Source organism: Prosthecobacter sp. (assembly GCF_044222565.1).
In the GTDB taxonomy this organism is placed as follows: domain Bacteria; phylum Verrucomicrobiota; class Verrucomicrobiia; order Verrucomicrobiales; family Verrucomicrobiaceae; genus Prosthecobacter.
Window position 1 is genome coordinate 416302 of the sequence record NZ_JBGANA010000005.1, and the last position, 19053, is coordinate 435354.

15 protein-coding genes are annotated in these 19053 nt (G+C 62.2%); 6 read left to right on the forward strand and 9 right to left on the reverse strand.

The genetic code is table 11. The annotated features are described in order from the left end of the window. Positions 1–95: 95 nt before the first annotated feature. The 4 genes from ACILSR_RS10295 to ACILSR_RS10310 form a co-directional block, all read right to left on the reverse strand. Positions 96–1460, reverse strand: coding sequence for an NlpC/P60 family protein (locus tag ACILSR_RS10295; protein ID WP_395749679.1), 1365 nt, complete (start codon positions 1458–1460; stop codon positions 96–98). Between the two features lie 235 nt (positions 1461–1695). Next, positions 1696–2595, reverse strand: a complete 900-nt coding sequence (locus ACILSR_RS10300) for an EamA family transporter (protein ID WP_395749680.1) — start codon at positions 2593–2595, stop codon at positions 1696–1698. After that, on the reverse strand, positions 2592–3530 hold the full coding sequence (locus ACILSR_RS10305; RefSeq protein ID WP_395749681.1) for an AEC family transporter: 939 nt from the start codon (positions 3528–3530) through the stop codon (positions 2592–2594). Before ACILSR_RS10305 ends, ACILSR_RS10300 begins: the two co-directional genes overlap by 4 nt. Before the next feature lie 150 nt (positions 3531–3680). Continuing rightward, on the reverse strand, positions 3681–4286 hold the full coding sequence (locus tag ACILSR_RS10310) for a class I SAM-dependent methyltransferase (protein ID WP_395749682.1): 606 nt from the start codon (positions 4284–4286) through the stop codon (positions 3681–3683). Positions 4287–4401: 115 nt separating this feature from the next. Here ACILSR_RS10310 and ACILSR_RS10315 point away from each other — a divergent pair, with 115 nt between their 5' ends. From ACILSR_RS10315 to ACILSR_RS10340, 6 genes are all read left to right on the forward strand, one after another. Beyond that, entirely contained in the window at positions 4402–4905 is a 504-nt protein-coding gene (locus ACILSR_RS10315; RefSeq protein ID WP_395749683.1) for a hypothetical protein, read from the forward strand. A gap of 58 nt (positions 4906–4963) precedes the next feature. After that, the gene (locus ACILSR_RS10320; protein WP_395749684.1) at positions 4964–5107 is read left to right on the forward strand and encodes a hypothetical protein; all 144 of its coding nucleotides are present in this window, start codon (positions 4964–4966) and stop codon (positions 5105–5107) included. A 64-nt stretch (positions 5108–5171) separates the two neighbouring features. Continuing rightward, complete coding sequence (locus ACILSR_RS10325; protein ID WP_395749685.1) at positions 5172–6656, forward strand: YdiU family protein; 1485 nt, start codon at positions 5172–5174, stop codon at positions 6654–6656. Positions 6657–6908: 252 nt separating this feature from the next. Further along, complete coding sequence (locus ACILSR_RS10330) at positions 6909–7550, forward strand: hypothetical protein (protein ID WP_395749686.1); 642 nt, start codon at positions 6909–6911, stop codon at positions 7548–7550. Positions 7551–7566: 16 nt separating this feature from the next. Further along, a complete protein-coding gene (locus tag ACILSR_RS10335; protein ID WP_395749687.1) occupies positions 7567–8496 on the forward strand; it encodes a CsgG/HfaB family protein in 930 nt (309 codons plus the stop codon). Between the two features lie 18 nt (positions 8497–8514). Further along, positions 8515–12810, forward strand: coding sequence for an ankyrin repeat domain-containing protein (locus tag ACILSR_RS10340; RefSeq protein ID WP_395749688.1), 4296 nt, complete (start codon positions 8515–8517; stop codon positions 12808–12810). A gap of 4 nt (positions 12811–12814) precedes the next feature. On the opposite strand, the gene ACILSR_RS10345 is transcribed toward ACILSR_RS10340, so the two are convergent. The 5 genes from ACILSR_RS10345 to ACILSR_RS10365 all read right to left on the reverse strand — a co-directional run bounded on the left by ACILSR_RS10345 (position 12815) and on the right by ACILSR_RS10365 (position 18896). Next, positions 12815–13867 (reverse strand): NAD(P)/FAD-dependent oxidoreductase, encoded by a 1053-nt coding sequence (locus tag ACILSR_RS10345; protein ID WP_395749689.1) that lies wholly within the window; start codon positions 13865–13867, stop codon positions 12815–12817. 22 nt (positions 13868–13889) lie between these two features. Further along, positions 13890–14702, reverse strand: a complete 813-nt coding sequence (locus ACILSR_RS10350) for a hypothetical protein (RefSeq protein ID WP_395749690.1) — start codon at positions 14700–14702, stop codon at positions 13890–13892. A 23-nt stretch (positions 14703–14725) separates the two neighbouring features. Further along, a complete protein-coding gene (gene glmS, locus ACILSR_RS10355; protein ID WP_395749691.1) occupies positions 14726–16579 on the reverse strand; it encodes a glutamine--fructose-6-phosphate transaminase (isomerizing) in 1854 nt (617 codons plus the stop codon). 188 nt (positions 16580–16767) lie between these two features. Next, entirely contained in the window at positions 16768–17202 is a 435-nt protein-coding gene (locus ACILSR_RS10360; RefSeq protein ID WP_395749692.1) for a hypothetical protein, read from the reverse strand. A 98-nt stretch (positions 17203–17300) separates the two neighbouring features. Continuing rightward, on the reverse strand, positions 17301–18896 hold the full coding sequence (locus ACILSR_RS10365; protein WP_395749693.1) for a hypothetical protein: 1596 nt from the start codon (positions 18894–18896) through the stop codon (positions 17301–17303). Between the last annotated feature and the right edge of the window lie 157 nt (positions 18897–19053).

The following is a 19053-nucleotide window of genomic DNA, read 5'->3' on the forward strand; positions in this document are numbered from 1 at the left end:
AGACGACCACCGGGAAAACAGAGGTGAACAAAACGTTGGTGCCAGCCAGGCGTTAGTCTGGGTGTAAACCTATTCCCGCAAAGCTCTTCGCTGTATCACTGCTGAAAAAACCGCCGCACAGAACTGACGGCGCGATCCACCTTCTGCTCAAACACACTCTTCGGCGGTGCGGCAGGCGTGCGACGACGAGTCGTGGAGGCAACAGTGGTGGAGCGTTTCTTGGTTGTTGCGGCTTTGGGTTTAGCGGAGGTCGAGGACTTGGTGGACGCGTCGGCCTTGGTCTCTGCGGCGGCGGTTTTCTTGGTCGCGGACTCGGGTGGCGTTTCGGTAGTGACGGCCACGGCTTTGCGCACTTCCTCCTTAACTGCGGACGATTCTTTGGCCTCGGGCTTCGTGGGTGCGGGCGCCTCTTTTTCTTTGGCCACAGATGCCACCAGCTTCGGTGCCGGCGTTTCTTTGTCTTCCGACGGTTCCTTCGTTGAGACTGTTTCTTTGGACTTCACTATCACCTTCGGTGCAGGTGATTCTTTGACCGCAGCCGTTTCCTTCGGTGTCATTGCTTCTTTGGACACCGCAGTCTCTTTCGGCGTGGGCGTTGGCGCAGGAGTGGGCGGTGTCACCGCCGCAATCACCGGCCTCTCAGGCTCCGCAGGCAGCAGACCCGGAGTCGGCCCGTAGCCATAAAAATGCTTGGTGCTGTCGGGCTTGGGCAGGCTGAAGTCGAAGACGCTGACGCCGCTGCGGCGCTCGCCCATGTAGCTGCGGCCGTCGCTGGAGCCGAAGACGACGCGTTTGCCGCTCTTCTTGAGCTTGCCGAGGTAGATCATGACATGGGTCACGGGCAGCTTGCGCGTGGTCTCGAGACTGTTCGTCCAGAAGAGCAGGTCGCCGGGTTTGAGGTTGGCGAATTCCTCGCTGTCAAAGCTGGTGGCGGTGGGGGTGAGTGACAGGTGGCTTTTCTTGTCCACCCAGTTGCACATCTCGTCGGACTGACGCGGCACGTCCTTCAGGCCCTGAAAATGCAGCACGTGGTAAATCGTGCCGGAGCAGTCCATGCCCCCCTTGCTGGGTTCACTGGATCCATACAGGTAGCCGAGCTCCAGATGTGTGAGCGCGAGGCAGCTCTGCACCAGGCTCTGGATCTGCTTCGGGTACTGGTCAAATCCGGCAATGTCCTCAATGCTGAGCGTGGAGACCACCGCAGGGGTCGGAACAGGAGTGGGCGGGTCTTCATTGACCGGTTCAGGAGGCGGGGTCTTTTTCGCCGGTGCCACCTTTTCCTCAGACTTTGAGGAACCGGACTTCGGGGAGTCAGACTTTTGGGAGGACCCGGACTTTTGAGTGGCGGTGCCGGACTTGGACGCGGTCGTGGCCGACTTTTTCCCTTTGGAAGAAGTCGTGGCCGCTGGCAGCGGAGCGCCTGTGCCTGCTGCCACAAGCATGACGAGCAGGAGTCGCATTGAAAGGTGCATGAGATTCGGGGACTGAAGGTTTGTGACGCTCTCTTTGACGCCCACAGGGGTAAAAGTGATCAATTCAATCTGTACACTCGGAATACGGATGGGGGGCTCAAAGCAGCCTTGTTGCTGTGCAACAATGAATTACCTCGCTTCGCCCACCACTGCGATTTCCTACGTCCCACGCAGTTCGCTTCACCAGCCCTCCTTCGTTCCACAGGGAAAGAGCTGCATTTGGCTAGTTCAAACGTGCGATCACGGCGCACACCACCCCTCCCATGAGCAGAACGGCGGCGAGGATGCGGGTGCCGTAGGCCTTGCCGGACTCATGCCGCTCGCGATTCCCCAGAATGGGGCCGAGCAGCGCCACCACGGCCAGGCTCCACATGCCGCGCGTGGCATACACCACATTCACTCCGACGGCGTCGTTGAAATAGGCAAGCGAGAGGCCCAGCGTGATCGACTGCGCGGCGATCAGTGTGCTGCCGCCGAGGGACCACTTCGTGGCGCGGTTCCAGGGAATCGGCGGGCGGTTGGGCAGCAGCGTCATGGCGCCGAGCGAGAGCAGGCCCGTGGTCCCTGCGAGGATGGCGAGGAAAGTCTTCGGCCCAAACCCAGGCGCCCACATTTGCAGAAACACATCCGCAAAGGCATACAGCGCCGCACTGATGAGTGCCATGACCACCGGCCCCGCCAGCCGTGCGCCTTTCGGTGTTTTCAAATCGGTGGCGCTCATGAGCACAATGCCGCCCGTGGTAATGATGGCGGCCGCCCACATCATCGGCTTCATGCTGCCTGCGATGAAAAGGCTGGCCCCGAGCGCGACGAAGACCACCTTGGACCCGAGCACGGGCGTGACGAGCGAGACGTCCCCACGCTGCATCGCGATGAAGGTAAACCAGCCGCCCACAAAAAACAGCGTTCCCAGCCCCACCGGTACATACCACTCCTGCCAGTGCACCGGCTGCTTCTCGAAGAAAACGAGCGGCAGAAACGCGAGCATGCCGGCCCAGTTGTTGATGTGAAAGCACGCCATGGGGTGTGCTCCCTCCACGAGGGCCTTTTTCAGCAGCAGCGATGCGATGGCATAACCAACCGCGGCGACGAGCGGAAACAGCAGATACCAGGGAGCATTCATGCACCCACGAGTTTCAGGCCCCACGCGATCACAAGAGGCGTGGTGACGCAGCTAACGACGGTGGTGGCAATCACCACCTGCACCGCGGTGGAAGCGTGGCCGCCGTAAAGACGGGCGATCATGATGTTAAACACCGCGGAAGGCATCGCCGCCTGTACGACGATGACGCGCTTCAGCTCCTGGCTGAGAGGCAGGCAGGCCGCTGCGGCGAGAAAGGCAATGGGGATGATGCCCAGGCGCAGGATCGGGCTGTAGATCGCCACCTTCCACTGCATGGCCCCCTGGCCCCACAGATCCGCGATGGAGGCTCCGATCAGCAGCACGGCCAGCGGCACGGCGCAGGCGCCCAGCATGGCGAAGGTGTTGTGCGCCACCTCCGGCACATGCGCATGCAGCCCGGTGAAATTCAGCAGCAACGAGATCAGGATGGTGAGCACCGGGGCATTCAGCGCCAGCCGCCACGGCGCCTTGTCCAGCCCCGTGAGCAAACCAACGCCGGCCGTCCAGCACGCCAGCTCCACCCCCAGTGTGAAGGTAAAGAGCACCCCGATGGCGTCCGGAAACAACGCATTGACGATGGGGATGGCGACAAAGCCGTAGTTCTGCAGCCCGCACGCCACGCTGAAGGTGCGGCGGCCCTCCCCTTTTTTCAGACCGATCAGCGGCGCGATGAAATACGTGAACGCAATGCCGAGGGCGACCAGCCCGTAGCCCAGCCCGGCGGCCACCAGCACGGGCGGCAGATGCATCACGGCGGGATTTCCCACCACCCGCTCGATGATCAGCGAGGGCGTGAGCAGCATCACCGAAAGCTTCATGAGGCTGACATCCGCCTCCGGCTTCAGCAGCCCCGTCCGCCGCGCCATCGCCCCGGTGGCCATGGTCAGATAAACTGGCACGGCCACGGAAAGAATACTGCGGTAGTCGAGGTTCATGCGCGGGGGCGTCTAGCTAGGCGGAGATGCCATGCTGCGCAAGTACGCAGGGCAGGGGAGTGCCCGCCGCACACAATCGTACCTGTATTTTTCTCTTCCTCTTGCTCCCGAAATTCCGCCTCAGGGGATGAAAAGGATTGCGTGAATCGGTTACCCTCTCTTCCACAACACCCACAGCTCAGGGGGAGAAGCCGCGCGGTTGATGGGCCTCAGGTGCTGCACCTCATAACGTCGCGACTCCAGTCCCGCAGCCCACACGGCAATGCTGCGCCCTTCTTCCGCCCCGCCCTCATGCCCGGGATATACGGCGATGGTGAGCAGGCCTCCGGGCCGCAGCAGATCCAGCGCGGCCTGCACGGCCACCATGGTCGTCTCCGTGCGAGTGATCAGCGTTTTGTCCGTCCCCGGCAGGTAGCCGAGATTGAACATGATCGCGCTGATCTTCCCATGATGCTCCGCCGGAACATATTCGCGCATGGTTTCATGGCCGGAGTGAATCAGCGTGGTCATCTCCGCAGGCACACGCTTCGCCGTCTCCACCAACGCGGTGGCTTGCACATCAAAGGCATACACATGGCCGCCGGGGCTCACACATTGGCTCAGAAAGAGGGTGTCATGCCCGTTGCCCATGGTCGCGTCGATCACCACATCGCCCGGCTGCAGCCGGTCCTTCAGCATGAGCTGCGCCCACAGCACGGAGGAAGGCAGGCCGCCATTCGGACTGGCGAGGTGGGGCTTGTGTAAAGGAGGGGTCATGGGGCGGGTTGGCGCATACCTTTGCAGCAGGACGTAGTGTTTGCATGCAGGATGTCGCAGGCTAGAAATTTGCCAGCACGGAAGATGCCCCTGCCAAATTGACAACACACCCCCGATGAAGCATGCTGGACAGCATGAGCAAAGCACCGCTGCCACCCCATCCAAAGGTGATTTCGACGCGCAAGGCTTTGGCCAAGCGGCCGCAGCCATCGCTCGAGCAGGTGCTGCGTCAGGCGGAAGCATCGCGGAAGTTCAGGTTCAGCAGCTCATCACCTGGGCCAAAGCTGCCGGGCGCTTGATCGGAGAGCAAGATTTTGAACGGCTGCCCCTCGTCTGTGATGAAACTGGCCAGCACGAGGTCCGCTTCCACGAAGAGGATCGCCGGGTGTGGAAGAAGACTTGGCCCGGAACCTTTGGCATGATGCCGACATGGTCGCCTGAAGGCTGGACACCGACCTGCGCGACTCCACTTGAGTATTTGGAGCGGTTCATCCTTCACAATGCTCTGTTTCAGGATGATGTGAAACTTGAAGGCATAATCATCAGTGCTCATCCATCCAGGCTCGCCGGCGCGTTGCCTGGCGGTGATCTCACAGCGTTGGTTGATCGCAGCGGATGACCAAAGTCCGCATCCAACTTCCGAAGAGATTGCTTCGTTTATGCAGGAGTTGGATTTCATGCCCCTGCCTGATTCTTTCTTCGGCTGGGTGCGCGAAGAAGACGGAGTGATCGTGCTTGATGCCAAACCCGACAATTTTATCCGCACTCCAGATGGCATTCTGCCTTTTGATCTCGTTCTGGCACGAGGAGTTGCGGACTGACCTCGTGTTTTGCCCATTGGACTTGCCGTCCCAAATGGCGCATGGAGTTCGTAATCCTTCCTGCATGTCCGAGTCCGTGATCTCCTCCTCTGCTCCCACTATATCCGGCTCGTTCGGCTGGAATCTGGAGCACTCCTATGCCCGCCTGCCGGCGATGCTTTTTGAGCACCTCGATCCCACACCGGTGAAGGAGCCGCGCATGGTCGTTTTTAATTACGCCCTGGCCACGGAGCTCGGGCTGAACGGCGCTGCGCTGGCCCAGCAGCCGGGTGTGTTCGCAGGAAACGAATTGCCCACGGGAGCAAAGCCGCTGGCACAGGCCTATGCAGGGCACCAGTATGGAAACTTCACCGGGCTGGGAGATGGGCGTGCGATCCTGCTGGGAGAGCAGGTCACTCCCACAGGCCAGCGCTTGGATGTGCAGCTCAAAGGCTCCGGTCCCACGCCCTTTTCTCGGCGCGGAGACGGCCGTGCGGCACTAGGACCCATGCTGCGGGAGTTCATCATCAGCGAGGCCATGCACGCACTGGGCATTCCCACCACCCGCAGTCTCGCGGTGGTGACGACCGGCGAGAAAATATGGCGTCAGGAGATGCAGCCGGGTGCAGTCCTCACACGCATCGCCGCCAGCCACATTCGCGTGGGTACCTTTGAGTGGGCGGCGGCTCATGGCGACCGTGAGGCGCTGCAGGCACTGGTGGAGTACACCCTGCAGCGGCACTACCCGGAGCGCGTCGGAGCCGAAACGCCCGGACTCGCATTACTCGAAGCCGCCATCGAGCGCCAGGCAGCACTGATCGCCCAATGGCAATGTGTCGGCTTCATCCACGGCGTTATGAACACCGACAACATGGCGCTCAGCGGCGAGACCATCGACTATGGCCCCTGCGCGTTCATGGATGCGTTTGATCCCGCCACAGTCTTCAGCTCCATCGACCGCCATGGCCGCTACGCCTATGGAAACCAGCCGCAGATCGCGCAGTGGAATCTCGCCCGTCTGGCGGAGGCCCTGCTGCCGCTGCTGCATGCAGATGAAAAGCAGGCCATCTCAGCAGCAAATGCAGCCATCGAGTCATTCAAACCCCAGTTTGAAAACCGCTGGCTCTCGGGCGTGCGGGCCAAGCTGGGGCTCTTCACGGAAGAGGACGGGGACCGTGCCTTGGTCGAATCTCTCCTGACTTGGATGAAGGAGCAGAAGGCGGATTTCACCAACACCTTCCGCGCCTTAAATCGCACCAAAACGCCTGCACAGAATGATGCGGCCTTCACCGCGTGGCACGCGCAATGGCAGGACAGGCTCAGCCGCCAGCCGCAGTCTCAGGAGGAGGTGCAGCAGCGCATGCAGGCGCACAACCCGGCAGTGATCCCGCGCAATCACAAGGTCGAGGAGGCGCTCGAAGCTGCCGTGAAAAAACAGGATTTGAGCGTGATGCAGCGCCTGCTGACGGCGCTGGGGAAGCCGTATGATTTCAGCGACAGCCAGTCTGAGTACACAACGCCCTCCTCGGGGCATGCGCCGGGTGCCTATCAAACGTTTTGCGGGACGTAAAACGCCGATGGGCGGCTAAAATAAAATAGTATTGCCCCAGCGCGGCCTTCCTGATAGCTCTGCATGGAAGTGCAACTTTCCATACGAGCATCAGCCACCCTGGGCCTTTTTCTATTCAGGACGTGTTTGCTGATGGCCTTGTGCTTGAGCGCCCGCGCTGAGGAGTCCAGCGTCACCTTCATACCTCCTGCCTCTTCTTCGGGCGAGTCGAGGAAGATGGCAGAAGTGGAGATGTTCAGTGATCAGCCTGCCATGCTGGCCTGGCGGATTTTGGACGTGCCAGGTTCCAAAATCACATTGCGGGGAAAGGTTTTCCAGGCCGCTTCAAATCTGGCCGTGCCGCTCAAAGAGCTCGGCTTTGAAGAGCAGACCGCCATTGCAGAGGGCAGTGTGCAGGCAGAGGCACGGCATTCGCTGGTGCTGCCAGCAACGGGAAAGCCGGCCGTGTATCTGGTCCAGTGGCAGGCCTTCAACGGGGAGACGCCACAAGCTGCGGGGACGGTGCGCCTGCTGCTCTCACCGCGCGGCATTTTGACTCCGCTTCAGAGCGTGAGTGTGATGGCGGATGACTATCTGAAAGCGTGGATCCCCGTGTTCGAGCAGGATCAGATCAAGGTCGTGACCCTGGAGCATGCGGAACCGCTGCCTGCATGGCACGGGATCCTGTTCGCCAAGGCCAGCCCGGCGCTGCTGGAAAAAATCAAGTCGCAGCCCTTGGAGCCAGGCCAGAGTCTCGTCGTGCTTGGGGATTTGCCGGGAATGCGGGAGACCATCCTCATGAAGCCAGCCGGGCGCGGGCGGCTGATGGTTGTACCTGCCAGCCGTTGCAAAGATTTTCCGACCGACCCTGCACTGCAACGTCTGATCGTCGAATTTTGCCAGCCACCTTTTTGAACCGTCACCTCTCCTTATGAAAACCAGCCTCTTCTTTCTGTTCTCCCTCGTGACCGCGTGTTCCGCTCTGTCTGCCGCAGAGCCAGCACCCCTGAGCGTCGCGGTGCTGGGTTTTGGGGCGCAGAAGGACATCGAGCCTGAATCGGAAAAACTGGCTCTGCTCCTGGGCGTGCAGCTTTCTGAGCATCCCGAACTCCAACTGGTGGAACGGGTGGAGATCGAAAAAGTTCTGAGTGAGCAGGAGCTGTCCCTGACGGGAACCATCCAGCCGGACACCGCGGCCAAGATTGGTCACATCGTCGGAGCACAAGTTCTCGTCACCGGACGGCTGATCGATGTCAGCGGCAAACGCATGGCCGTGGTTAAAATAATCGGCGTGGAGACCAGCCGGGTGGTGTCTGTTTCCGCTGAGTATGCAGGTGAACCGGGCATCGCGGACGCCGCGAAAAAGCTTTCGGGCCAGATCGTCGAGAAGCTGCGCGATCCCAAATCCGCCTTCACCGCCGAGGTGGAAAGCTGGGACGCTATGATCGCCCGGCTCAAGGGGCTGCTGCCCGCAGGCAAGGAAAGGCCGAGCGTGCGTGTGCAGATTCCCGAGCAGCACCTCACCCGCCGCGTGCCGGATCCCGCGGCGCAGACGGAAATCCAGCGTGTGCTGCAGCAGCTGGGTTTCACACTGGTGGACAGCGGTCCTGCGGACTACATCGTCGAAGGGGAGGCCTTCAGCGAGCGCGGCGGGCAGCGCGGGCAGATGATTTTCTGCAAGGCACGGCTGGAGGTGAAAGTGGCGAATGCGAAACACGACAAAATCTGGGTCGACCGTCAAACCTCCAGCGCGGTTGATCTGGCGGAAAACATCGCCGCCAAGTCCGCCCTCCAGCAGGCAGGGCGCAGTGTGGCGGAGCGTCTGGTGGCCCAATTTCTGGCAGTCAGCCTCAAACCCTAATCCTGCGCCTTCTCTGACATGAGAACCTTCCAAGCTGCGTGGCGATTTCTGATGTGCGGTGTCGGTGCGGCGGCCCTGCTGGCCTCGCCAGCCTACGCCCAGTTCATTGAAACCTGGAAACCCGAGGGAATCTGGAAGGACGCGTCCATCGGCAAGATCGGCTACGTGCGGCGCCACCTCAGCGAAGGCGTCTCCATCAATGCGCGCGACAGGCGCGGCTACACGCCCCTCCTGCATGCGCTTAACACGTTTCAAAAGCACATCATCGCCGACTTGCTGGCCGCCGGGGCGGATGCCAACGCGCGGGATTACGATGGCGTAAGCGCCCTGGCTCTGGCCTGCCGCGCGGGAGATGCCGAGTCTGCGCAACTGCTGCTGAAGGCCGGCGCGCGGCCTGAGGCGGGCGAGATTTCAGAGACGGACGCCTTTGCTCTGGCGCTGAAAAGCGGCTCTACCAGGCTGGTGGAGGTGATGCTGAACGGCGGTGCCGACCCCAAGGCCGAGGTGCGTGGCCGCGTCAAAGGCCCGTGGCCGGTCCTGGTATACGCGGCCCGGGAGAGCAGTGCGGACGTGGTGGAGCTCCTAGTGCGGCGCGGCATCCCGGTGGACACACCCTGCCGTGACCAAAGCACGCCGCTGCAGCATGCCGCCCTGTTTGGCAACATGGCCACCATCAAGCGCCTCCACTCGCTGGGGGCAAATCTGAACGCCTTGGACAAGCGTGGCGCGAACGCCCTCCGCTACGCCGCCTATCTGGGCCGGGAACCTGCCTTCGCCTGGCTGCTGAAGGAGGGAGTCGCGGTGCCGGACAATCCGGCCCTCTGGCTGCCTGCGGTGATCAACTGGGGGAATGAAGGCCTGCTGCAGCAGCTGACCACCAAAGGCGTGGTGCTTCCTCCCAAGAACCCCGTGCTCGTGCTGGCTGAGGCTGCACGGCGTGGCGACTTGCAGGCGGTGAATCAGGCGCTGGAGGCCCACTACAAATCCTTCCGGCATGAGATGCACTGCACGCTCTTTGCCGCCGCAGCGGGCGGCAATGTGGAGGTCATGGAGCGGCTGAACCAGTTCGCCAATGAGGGCGACCACCTTCAGTGCAGCGATGGTGCAAAGTTTAACCAGCTCCATCATGCGGTGATGGCCGGACAGGATCAGGCGGTGGAGTACTGCCTGAAACACAAGGTGAATCTGGAGGTGCCAAACTGCCGGGGCCACACGCCGCTGATGCTGGCCGCCCTGCTGGGTCGCACCACCCTGGTGGAGCGTCTGACCACGGCTGGCGCACGCCTGGACACAGAAGATCTTGCGGGGCTCAATGCTCTGGACCTGGCCCGGCTTCACAATCACGCGGAGACCATCGCATGGTTGGAAAAGCGGGGGCTCAAGCCTTCTGCCAACCAGCTGACCTCTTCGGATGTCGTGGCAAAAGTACCCGCACCGCCGCCTTCCAAAGGCAACCGCGCTCTGCCGGCCGTGACGGCTGCGGCGCTGCCCTTTGTGATCCAGGACGATACCTGGTACCCGAGCGTGGAGGCTGCACGCGATTTCGGTCTGGCGCTGCAAACCGGTCTCCAGGAGATCGAGGGGGTGCGCTGGGTGGAGCGTGCGGAGATTGAAAAGGCCGAGGCAGAGCTGGTGCATGGCGCCGCAGGGCTGCTCTCTCCCGGGAAGAGCATGGGCATCGGCCAGTGGGTGAAGGCGGATCTGCTGATCACGGGTCGTTTTGAGGTGGATGAAGGACTCGGGCGGGAACTCATCCTGCAGGTGGTGGAGGCGCACCGCGGTGATGTGCTGGCGGAGCGCAGGCTCCTGCTGCCCCAGACGACCGGACTGCCTTTGACCGTGACCGGGCCGCATCTGGAAAAAGCGGGGACGGCGGCGCAGGAGGCCATCGGCGAAGCGCGCTCTCGGCTGGCTGCGGCAGAGGCCCAGCGGGTTTTCGCCCCTCTTTTCATCTGCAACCGCACCACGCGTACGAACCGCCTGGACGCTGGCGTGCCCGGGTTGCTGCGGGCCATTCACCGGGGTGCCGCCGGGAAAGAAGCCCGCATTTTGAACCTGATGGGCAGCGACCAGGCGGCCCACGAGTCCGAACTGGCCGTCAGCGGCCTGACACAGGCTCATGGCGAGGCCTGGAAGGGCGTGGCTGATCACTACCTCTGGGGCTGGTGCGAGGAGACGGGGAATGCGAACACACCTTTTGCCGAGATGCCGGTCCGCATCGTGTTTGAACTGTGGAGCGGTGGGGACAAGACACAGTCCTTCAGCGTGGAAACCCGGCAGGGGGACATGGAGGCTGCGGCGGAGAAGCTGGCGGCAGAGCTCATCACGGCGGCGCTTGCCATGCCGAAGCCCCAGCCCGCCAATGACGACCGCCTGAACGCCGCACGCATCCTCTTCGCGCATGCGCGGGAGCTGATCGCCCAGGAGCCGGCCACCATGCGCCTGGACCGTGGCAACCGCTGGCTGGTCACGCGCTGGGAGCTGACGATGCGCGCTCTCGAAGCTGCTCGGTTTTTCGCTCCGGAAGACCCGGAAATCGCCGCCACCTGGCTGCTGGAACGCTGGTACGACAACCTGCAGTTTCCGGTGGTGGAGGAGCGGATCGATTCTTCCTCGGGCACGTTCTGGCGGCTGTGGCATCGCAAGCTCGACTGGGATGAACACGTGGCACGCTTTGGCCTGGAGGGCTTGCGGCAGGTAGTGACCTCCGTCAGGCGGAATGACAAGGTGCCCTTTACCGTTTTCCAGTCCGCCAAGGACGCCCCGCTGGACCTGCATTTTCAGATGAATGAGGAGCTTTACACCAGCGTGCTCCAGTGGCGGCGCGGCTTCCCCGACGGGGTGCCCACGACCCTGCGCCGCAAGTGGTGCGACGTCCTGGCGCGATCTTCGGCGGACTGCCTGCTGCGGGCTCTGGCAGAGTACACGGAGAACACCACTTACGACCCGAAGTTTGTGACGCGGGATCTCGAGTTTTTCCTGCCGCTGGAGAAGCGCGTGGAACTGGCCCAGGCCGCGTGGCGCCAGATCGTCCGCAACTTCGCGAACCCGGTCCCGGCGGCCATCATCGAGAAGCGGCTGGAACTGCTTCACTGGTTTGACGAAGCGGGCAGGCACGCGGAAACCGCTGAGGCGATGAAGCTGCCGGCCAGGTATTTCAGCGATGCCTACAATGGCGTCTTCCTGCCCCTGATTCAGGAGTCGGAAAATGTGCCTCCGCCGGGAGCCGCCGAACCCCAGCCGCCGGCGAAACCCCTCTCGAAACGGCTGCCGGTGCCGCTCACACCGGTGTCCCTTCCCAAAGAATGGGCGCTCCCCTCCCTTCAGCAGGCGGCCTGCACCGGCAACGAAGCCGTGGTCGCCCTGACCTGTGAGTTGAACGACCGCCAGCACACGATGGTGGCGGAGTGGTCGCCGAAGACCCAGAAGTTTACGCCAGTTGCCCCCTTCCCGCAGCAGATCTCGGGGGAGTTGACCTTCCTCGTGCAGACCCCTGACAGCCTCTGGGTCGGCGGACCGACCTATGGGATCGGCCGGCAGGACCGGGCCTCCAAACAGTTTACGCGGTTCACGGACAAAGAAGGGCTGCCGCTGGGTCAAATCTCCCACGCCGTGCGGGTAGGAGACGAGGTATACGTGGCCGGGACGGGAGCGGCAGACAAGCCGATGCTGGCCGCGTGGAGCACCTCCAAAGGCTGGCGCCCCCTGCCCATGGAGATGAATGGCAAACCGCTGCCCATGAAGCGGATCTCGGAGCTGACCTCTTTTGGCTCCCGGCTCTACTGCCTCTATCAGCCGCTTCAAGGAGACACCGCTGAGCTTTTCATGCTGGATGCCGCCACAAAAATAAGAACCCGGCAGCCGGTGCCCACCCGGGCTCTGGGTGTGGTATGCGGGATGTGGGCGGACGAGCAGGGACTCTGGATTCTGAACAAGGAAAGCATCTCCTGGGTTGCTCCCACCCCGGGGCCGCAGCCACTTCAAACAATCCGCTTTCCGGAGGATATTCGCATCAACGTGAACGTGCCTGCTGCGGTGAATGATGGCGACTGGCTCTGGCTGGCAGGACAGGAGCTGATGCCAAAACCCGCGAACGTGCAGGGTGGCGACACCACGATCTATAGCCGGCTGCTGGCCATCCATAAACCCACCCGCGCCTACCGCGGCTGCATCGACCTGCCTGGAAACACCCTCGTCAGCCTCATCGTGACGCCTGATGCCGTGTATCCCATGGTCAAAGATCTGTCAGCGGAGGACGCACCGTCCATCCTGAAGCTCGATAAGGCGGCTCTCATTCGCGAGGCCTTGAAGTAGGGGCTCAAATCTCGTTCCGTTGCAAATCCAGCTCCGGGTCCAACGCCGTGCCATCCAGCAGGTGCTCCACGAGGTGGCGCGCCAGCCAGGGGCTGCGCAAGGACCCTTTGGAGCCCAGACCGTTGAGAAAGGCCACGCGTGGATGCGCCGGGTGGGTGCCCATGAGGGCCTGATGGTTTTTAACGATGGGCCGTACGGCGGTCTGCATGGCAGTTACTGAAGCAGGCGCCTTGAGCAGGCTGCGCAGGTTGGTTTCCAGCTGCGACACCTGATCGGCGGCGGGAGTATTGGCATCGTCAAATTTCCATTCGTAGGTCGAACCCGCGCGCAGGCTGCCATCGGGCCGCGGGAGCAGCCAGCAGCCGCGATTCAGGATGCGCTTTTCGCCCTGCATATCGGCCTCCACCGTGAGAATGGTGCCACGTGCGGACTGAAACGGCACCCAGTGCAGCAGCGGGTGCTTTGCCGCGCTCCAGCCCTGCGCCCAGATGACGTGGGTGAAGCGCTGCCCCTGCCACTCGACGCCGGTGGCATCGTCCTGCACATCGGCAGGTTGCACATCGGCTTTGACGCAGGCGCCGAGAGACTCGAAGAAGCCGCGGCTCGCCTTCAAATAAGCCGTGGTGTCCAGCCAGGCGGCATGGCGCTGCTGAAAGCCATTTTCCGGCTGGTGGATCACCTCTGCATCCAGCACCGGCGGCCGAGGATTCAGAAATGGCTGAATGTCCGGGTCCCGGCGGCGCTTGTGCCACTTCGCGATTTCCGCCTCGTTTTTGAGCAGGCGCACGTAGCCACGCGGAAAGAAAAAGCGCTGCCCCAGCCGCTTCCCGCAACGCCGGTAAAAGCTCAGCGCCTCGCGGTAAAAAGCGGTATAACGCCAGCTCACGGTCAGCCGCATGCCCGTGATGGGCGTGATCAAGCCCGCAGCCACCTTGGAGCAGGTGACTGCCTCATCCCGGTCTGCGATGACAAAGGGCACCTCACGCTCCCACAGTCGCCAGGCCAGCGCCGTTCCGGCGAGGCCCTGGCCGATAATGAGGATGCGGGGGCGGATCATGGGTCCGGGAGAGCGACGTGGATCACGGCTGCTTTTCCACCATGACCTGCATGATCTCTTTCAGCTTCTCATTCGTGCGCACCACCTGCTCCTCGGTCGGCAGGCCGGGGCCGATGCTGCGCCAAAGGCCGCTGATCTCTTCAATGGCGGCGCCAAAGCGCTTGATGACGGCCTCCTCATGCTTGCCCAGGCTCAGGCGGTTGTAGTCATCACGGATATCCTGCAGGATCGTGGGAGAACCAATGCAGAGCGGGCGGGCCTCCACGGAGCCGTTTTCCACCACCACGCTGGAACTGATTTCCAAAAGACGCAGCCACAGCCCCATGTCGATCAGTACCGCCAGATCGTCGTCCCGTTGCTCCCGCAGCATGCGGACCATCTCCTGATGTCCTTCCACAATCTCCTGGCGCAGATCCTTCCATTCGTTGCTTTCTGCCATCTTTCCCTGGGCCATAAGCCGGGGCATGAGCTTCTCCCCGAGTCCGAGCATGCGGCAGTAGCTGAGCACCTCCTGGTTGTTGTTGCGGAACTGTTGCGCATCTCCTGCCTGCCAGACAAGGAAGCTGTCCGCCATCAGGCTGCCGAGAATCAGGGCGGCGCGGCCCCGGTCCGTGGGCGGCGTAGGGGGCGGCGGGCGGAAGAGCAGCCGCCAGCGGGCCTTGGTCTGCCGGCCCACCATATCGAGGAAATCGGCCGGAGTCTGATCCGGCAAGGCGAGGGCGGCGGATTCGTCGGGATCAGGGACGTCCACCGCCGGCGCGCTCATCCCGCCCAGGCACAATACCAGCGCCACGAGGCAAATCGTGGGGCCGGTGCGGCACAGGGAGGCGGTCATGAGCAGGAGGAGAAAGCATTATTTTACTCTACTGTAACACTTTTGGCCAGATTTCTTGGCTTATCCACATCACAACCACGGGCCACGGCGGTGTAGTAGGAGAGGAGCTGCAGCGGGACGACATTCAAAATGGGGGTCAGGTAGGACGGGCAGTCCGGCACGTAGATGACGTCGTCGGTGATGCGCTCCAGCTCCGTGCGGCCCTCGGTGGTCACGGCAATAACGGGGCCTTTGCGGGCGCGCACTTCCTCGATGTTGCTCACGTTTTTATCAAAAACCGCGTCGTCCGGGGCGATGAAGACGGAGGGCATGTCCGGCTTCACCAGGGCGATGACGCCGTGCTTCAGCTCCGCGCTCGGGTGGCCGCTGGCGTAGATGTAGCTGATTTCCTTCATCTTCAGCGCGCCTTCCAGCGCCACGGGGTAGTTCATCTGGCGGCCCATGAAGAGCATGCCCTCGGCATGCGCGTGCTTTTCGGCGATGGCCTTGATCTTGTCCGCCTGCTTGAGGATCTGGATAATTTTTTCCGGCATGGCCTCCAGCTGGTCGATCATCTCCAATCCGTCCACGCTGGACAGGTGGTGGATGCGGCCCAGCAGCAGGCTCAGCAGGGTGAGGATGGTGACCTGGGAGGTGAAGGTCTTGGTGGCGGCCACACCGATCTCCGGCCCGGCGTGGATGTACACACCGCCGTCGCTCTCACGGGCGATGGTGCTTCCCACGGTGTTCACGATGCCGAGGCAGCGGATGCCCTTGCGCTGGCCCTCACGCATGGCGGCCAGGGTGTCGATGGTCTCGCCGCTCTGGCTCATCACAAACTGCAGCGTGTTCTTGTTGGTGGGCACGTTCCGGTAGCGGAACTCGGAGGCGATTTCCACTTCCGTGGGCACGCGCGCGAGGGATTCGATGAGGTACTCACCCACCATGGCGGCGTGGTAGGCGGTGCCGCAGCCTGCGAGGATGATGCGGTCGATCTGCACCAGCTCCTTCGGGCTCATGTTCAGGCCGCCCAGGATGGCGGTGCACTCATCGCGGGAAAGGCGGCCGCGCATGGCATTGCGCAGGGAGTTCGGCTGCTCGTAGATCTCCTTGAGCATGAAGTGCGGGAAGTCTCCCTTCTCCGCGTCGTCGGCGTTAAATTCCACACGGCTCACCTTCACCTCCGCCGGCACGCCCTGATGGGACTGCACGTCGTAGCGATCCTGCGTGATGGTGACAATGTCGTAGTCATTGAGGTAAACCACGTCTCGGGTGTGGTTCACCACGGCGGAGACGTCGCTGGCCAGGAAGTGCTCGTGTTTGCCGAGGCCCACGATGAGGGGGCTTCCGAGACGTGCACCGACGATGACGCCCGGCAGGTCTCCGTGCATCACGGCGATCCCGTAGGTGCCCTTCACGCGGGCCAGCGCGGCCTTCACCGCATTGACAAGGCGCAAGGTGCCGTCCTTTTCGGAGGACTCGTCAAAGTAGGTGCCGACGAGGTGGGAAAGCACCTCTGTATCTGTTTGAGAATGAAAGGAGTGGCCCTTCGCGACGAGCTGGTCGCGCAGCGTTTGGTAGTTTTCGATCACGCCGTTGTGCACCAGCACGAGCTTGCCTGACTGGTCCGGGTGCGGGTGGGCGTTCACATCGGTGGCCGGGCCATGGGTGGCCCAGCGAGTGTGGGAAATGCCCATGGTGCCGAGCGGATTCGCCTCCGTCACCGCCTGGCGCAGGTTGTCGATACGCCCCGCGCGCTTGACCACTCGCAGGGTTTCCCCACCACCATTGAGCGCCATGCCTGCGGAGTCATAGCCGCGATATTCGAGCCGGCGCAGCCCATCGAGAAGAATGGAACTTGCCTGCCGATTGCCAACGTAACCAACAATGCCGCACATGAGAAAAAGGAAAATAGGGGTGAATCGAATGAAAAAGAAGAGCCTGCCACAAAAACTGGAAGCTGACAGGAAGGTACGATAACCCCTCACACCGCCCACGCCAGCAGTTCGTGCCACAGGTAATTATTCTTTATTGAAATGAAGTATTACTGAGGCCGCACCCCGGGAATCTTCAGCAAAACCTCCTCTCAGGAATGCTGCGCGGGATCGGTGAACTCGAGGTCCCGCAGCCATTTGAGGCTGCGTGCATCCAGTTCGCTGCCTTCCAGATCCAGCCAATGGTCATCACGATACTGCGCACGGCGCGGCGGCTCGTCGCCGATGAAGGCCCACACAAACGCGGCGTCTCCCGGCGGCTCGGAGAGGCCGTCGTGCCTGCGGGACCACACGTCCGGAGCACGCGGCGGCTGATCTGGGTTTTCACCCAAAGGCATCCAATGGGTGATGAGCGGCACGCGCTGCCCTGCGGGGTCTGCCCAAAAGCCTCCGTTCGGAGTGTCTTCCACATGAAACACCACGGGCCGTACTTCAGCGCCGCCCCAGCCCCAGACGACCTCGCCTACGGGTGGCAACAGATAGCCTGAGGGGATGCTCCGCCAGGCGGGATGTTGGCTCTCACTCATGCTATGAAAACGCAGCCCACATCCGGATCGGATGGCCCTCGCCCGTGACAAAATGCAGGGAAGGGAGGGACGCGTCGCAGAGCGTGGAACGGCCTCGACTACCGGTCGGTCGCGATGAGGCTCACTTCTTTCTCCTTCTCCGGCTGGTGGCGCAGCAGGGAAGTCTGGAGCATGGCCATGGCCAGCGTGTCGCTGCGGGAGGCGGCGGAATAAACGTTTTCACGCACGGAGGCACGGGGCAGGGGCTTACCATCAGGCCAGAATTTCTTCACACCCCAGGCCGCAAACCATTCGGCGCGGGCGAGGTACTTCTCTTCCTGCGTCAGCTTGTAGGCGGCATTGAGCAGGACGATGGCGTTGCCGATGGACCCTGCCTCGATGTCGTAGGGGCGGTCGCCTTTGTTCGCGGGCTTTTCATTCAGCGCTGCGTCGGGGTCGGCCGTGAGGTAGTTGTCGGCACAGGCGACCAGCAGTTTTTTGTACCCTTCGTTCTGGGTCTGCTGGTAGCGGGCGATCAGCGCCGGAACCACCCAGGTGTGCGGGTGCTGCCCGGAGTACGCCGAACGCCAGCCCCCCGTGTAGGGCGTTCGTTTGGGAGGCAGGCCGAGATCGAGATCCTCCTTGGTCTGCCAGTATTCCGTGGCCGCGAGTGTCTTGGGATCGGCAAAGAGAATGAAACCTTTGCCGCCAGGGCCGGGATCGTGTGCCATGGCGAGAAAGAAGCTGTCGATGCTTTTGGCCAGCGCGAGCATCCGCTGCTTCAAGGCCTCCGGCACCACGGCGGCGGACGTTTCTAGATCGACCGCCAGGGACACCGGACTTTGCGAGTAAACGTAGGCCACCCTGTGCCCTTCTTTGTCGAAGGCGAAATCGTTGGAGCCATGGGGAATGGCACCGGTCTTTGGATCCCGGCTCTTCTTGTAGAAGGCCACCAGTTCATCCATGGCTTGCAGCATTTCGGGATCTTTCGTGCGCTGGTAGGCGGCGGCCCAGGTCGCGATGTAGAAGCCGCCGTGGCGGGGGAAGTCCATGCCGCGCCGGCTGGGGCTTTTGCCAGTGATCATGGCATGGCGTGAGAAGGAAATCTTACCGTCCTTGTGATCAATCTGATGCCGCCACAGCGCCTGGGCAAAGCGCAGGCTCTGCTCCGGAGCCACGTCGAAGGACTTCTGCCAGTAAATCCACGGGCGGTAAAATTCGTGAATCTGATCCTGGTAGGGGCCGCTGGTGGGCTGCCCGCCGAGCTGATTTTTCGTGAGGTCCCAGCCGATGTGCTCGCCCCAGCCAAAGAAGCCGTATCGCGGCTCCTGGCAGTGCGTCAAAAACCAGCCGATGATGCGGTCCGCCTCGGCGGCGTATTTTTTCTCCCCGGTGATCTGGCTCAGGGCATAGAAGACCTGATACAGGTTCAGATCGTGGTGGATGTTGGCGATGTTCTTGAACTCCTGCGGCACGCGCGCCGTGTAGAGATTGCTCACCTTCCCGGCCGGAATCTGGTACTTATCCCGCGTCAGCACGATGGGAAACAGCGGCAGCTGCGGGTCAGGCAACTGCGTACGGCTGTGCTCGATCATGGCGTCTGCATAACCGCGCACAATGCCCGTCAGATCCGGTGCGTCCTCCGCTCGAAGGAGGGTGGTGATGGAAAGCAGGAGAAAGGCGTGGAGGCAGGCGGAGGCACGAAAAGGGTTCATGGTGGGTGGGATGCGGGCTAGACCTAATGCCGCTAAGCAATCGTTGTGACGGCGAAGTTTCTGGAGGTGGACGACGAAGAGGTGTTGATCATGCGTGGCCATTTGTCCACAGGGCGTCGGACTTTGCGCTGGCAGGATCTTGTTCGTCGTGGTGGCA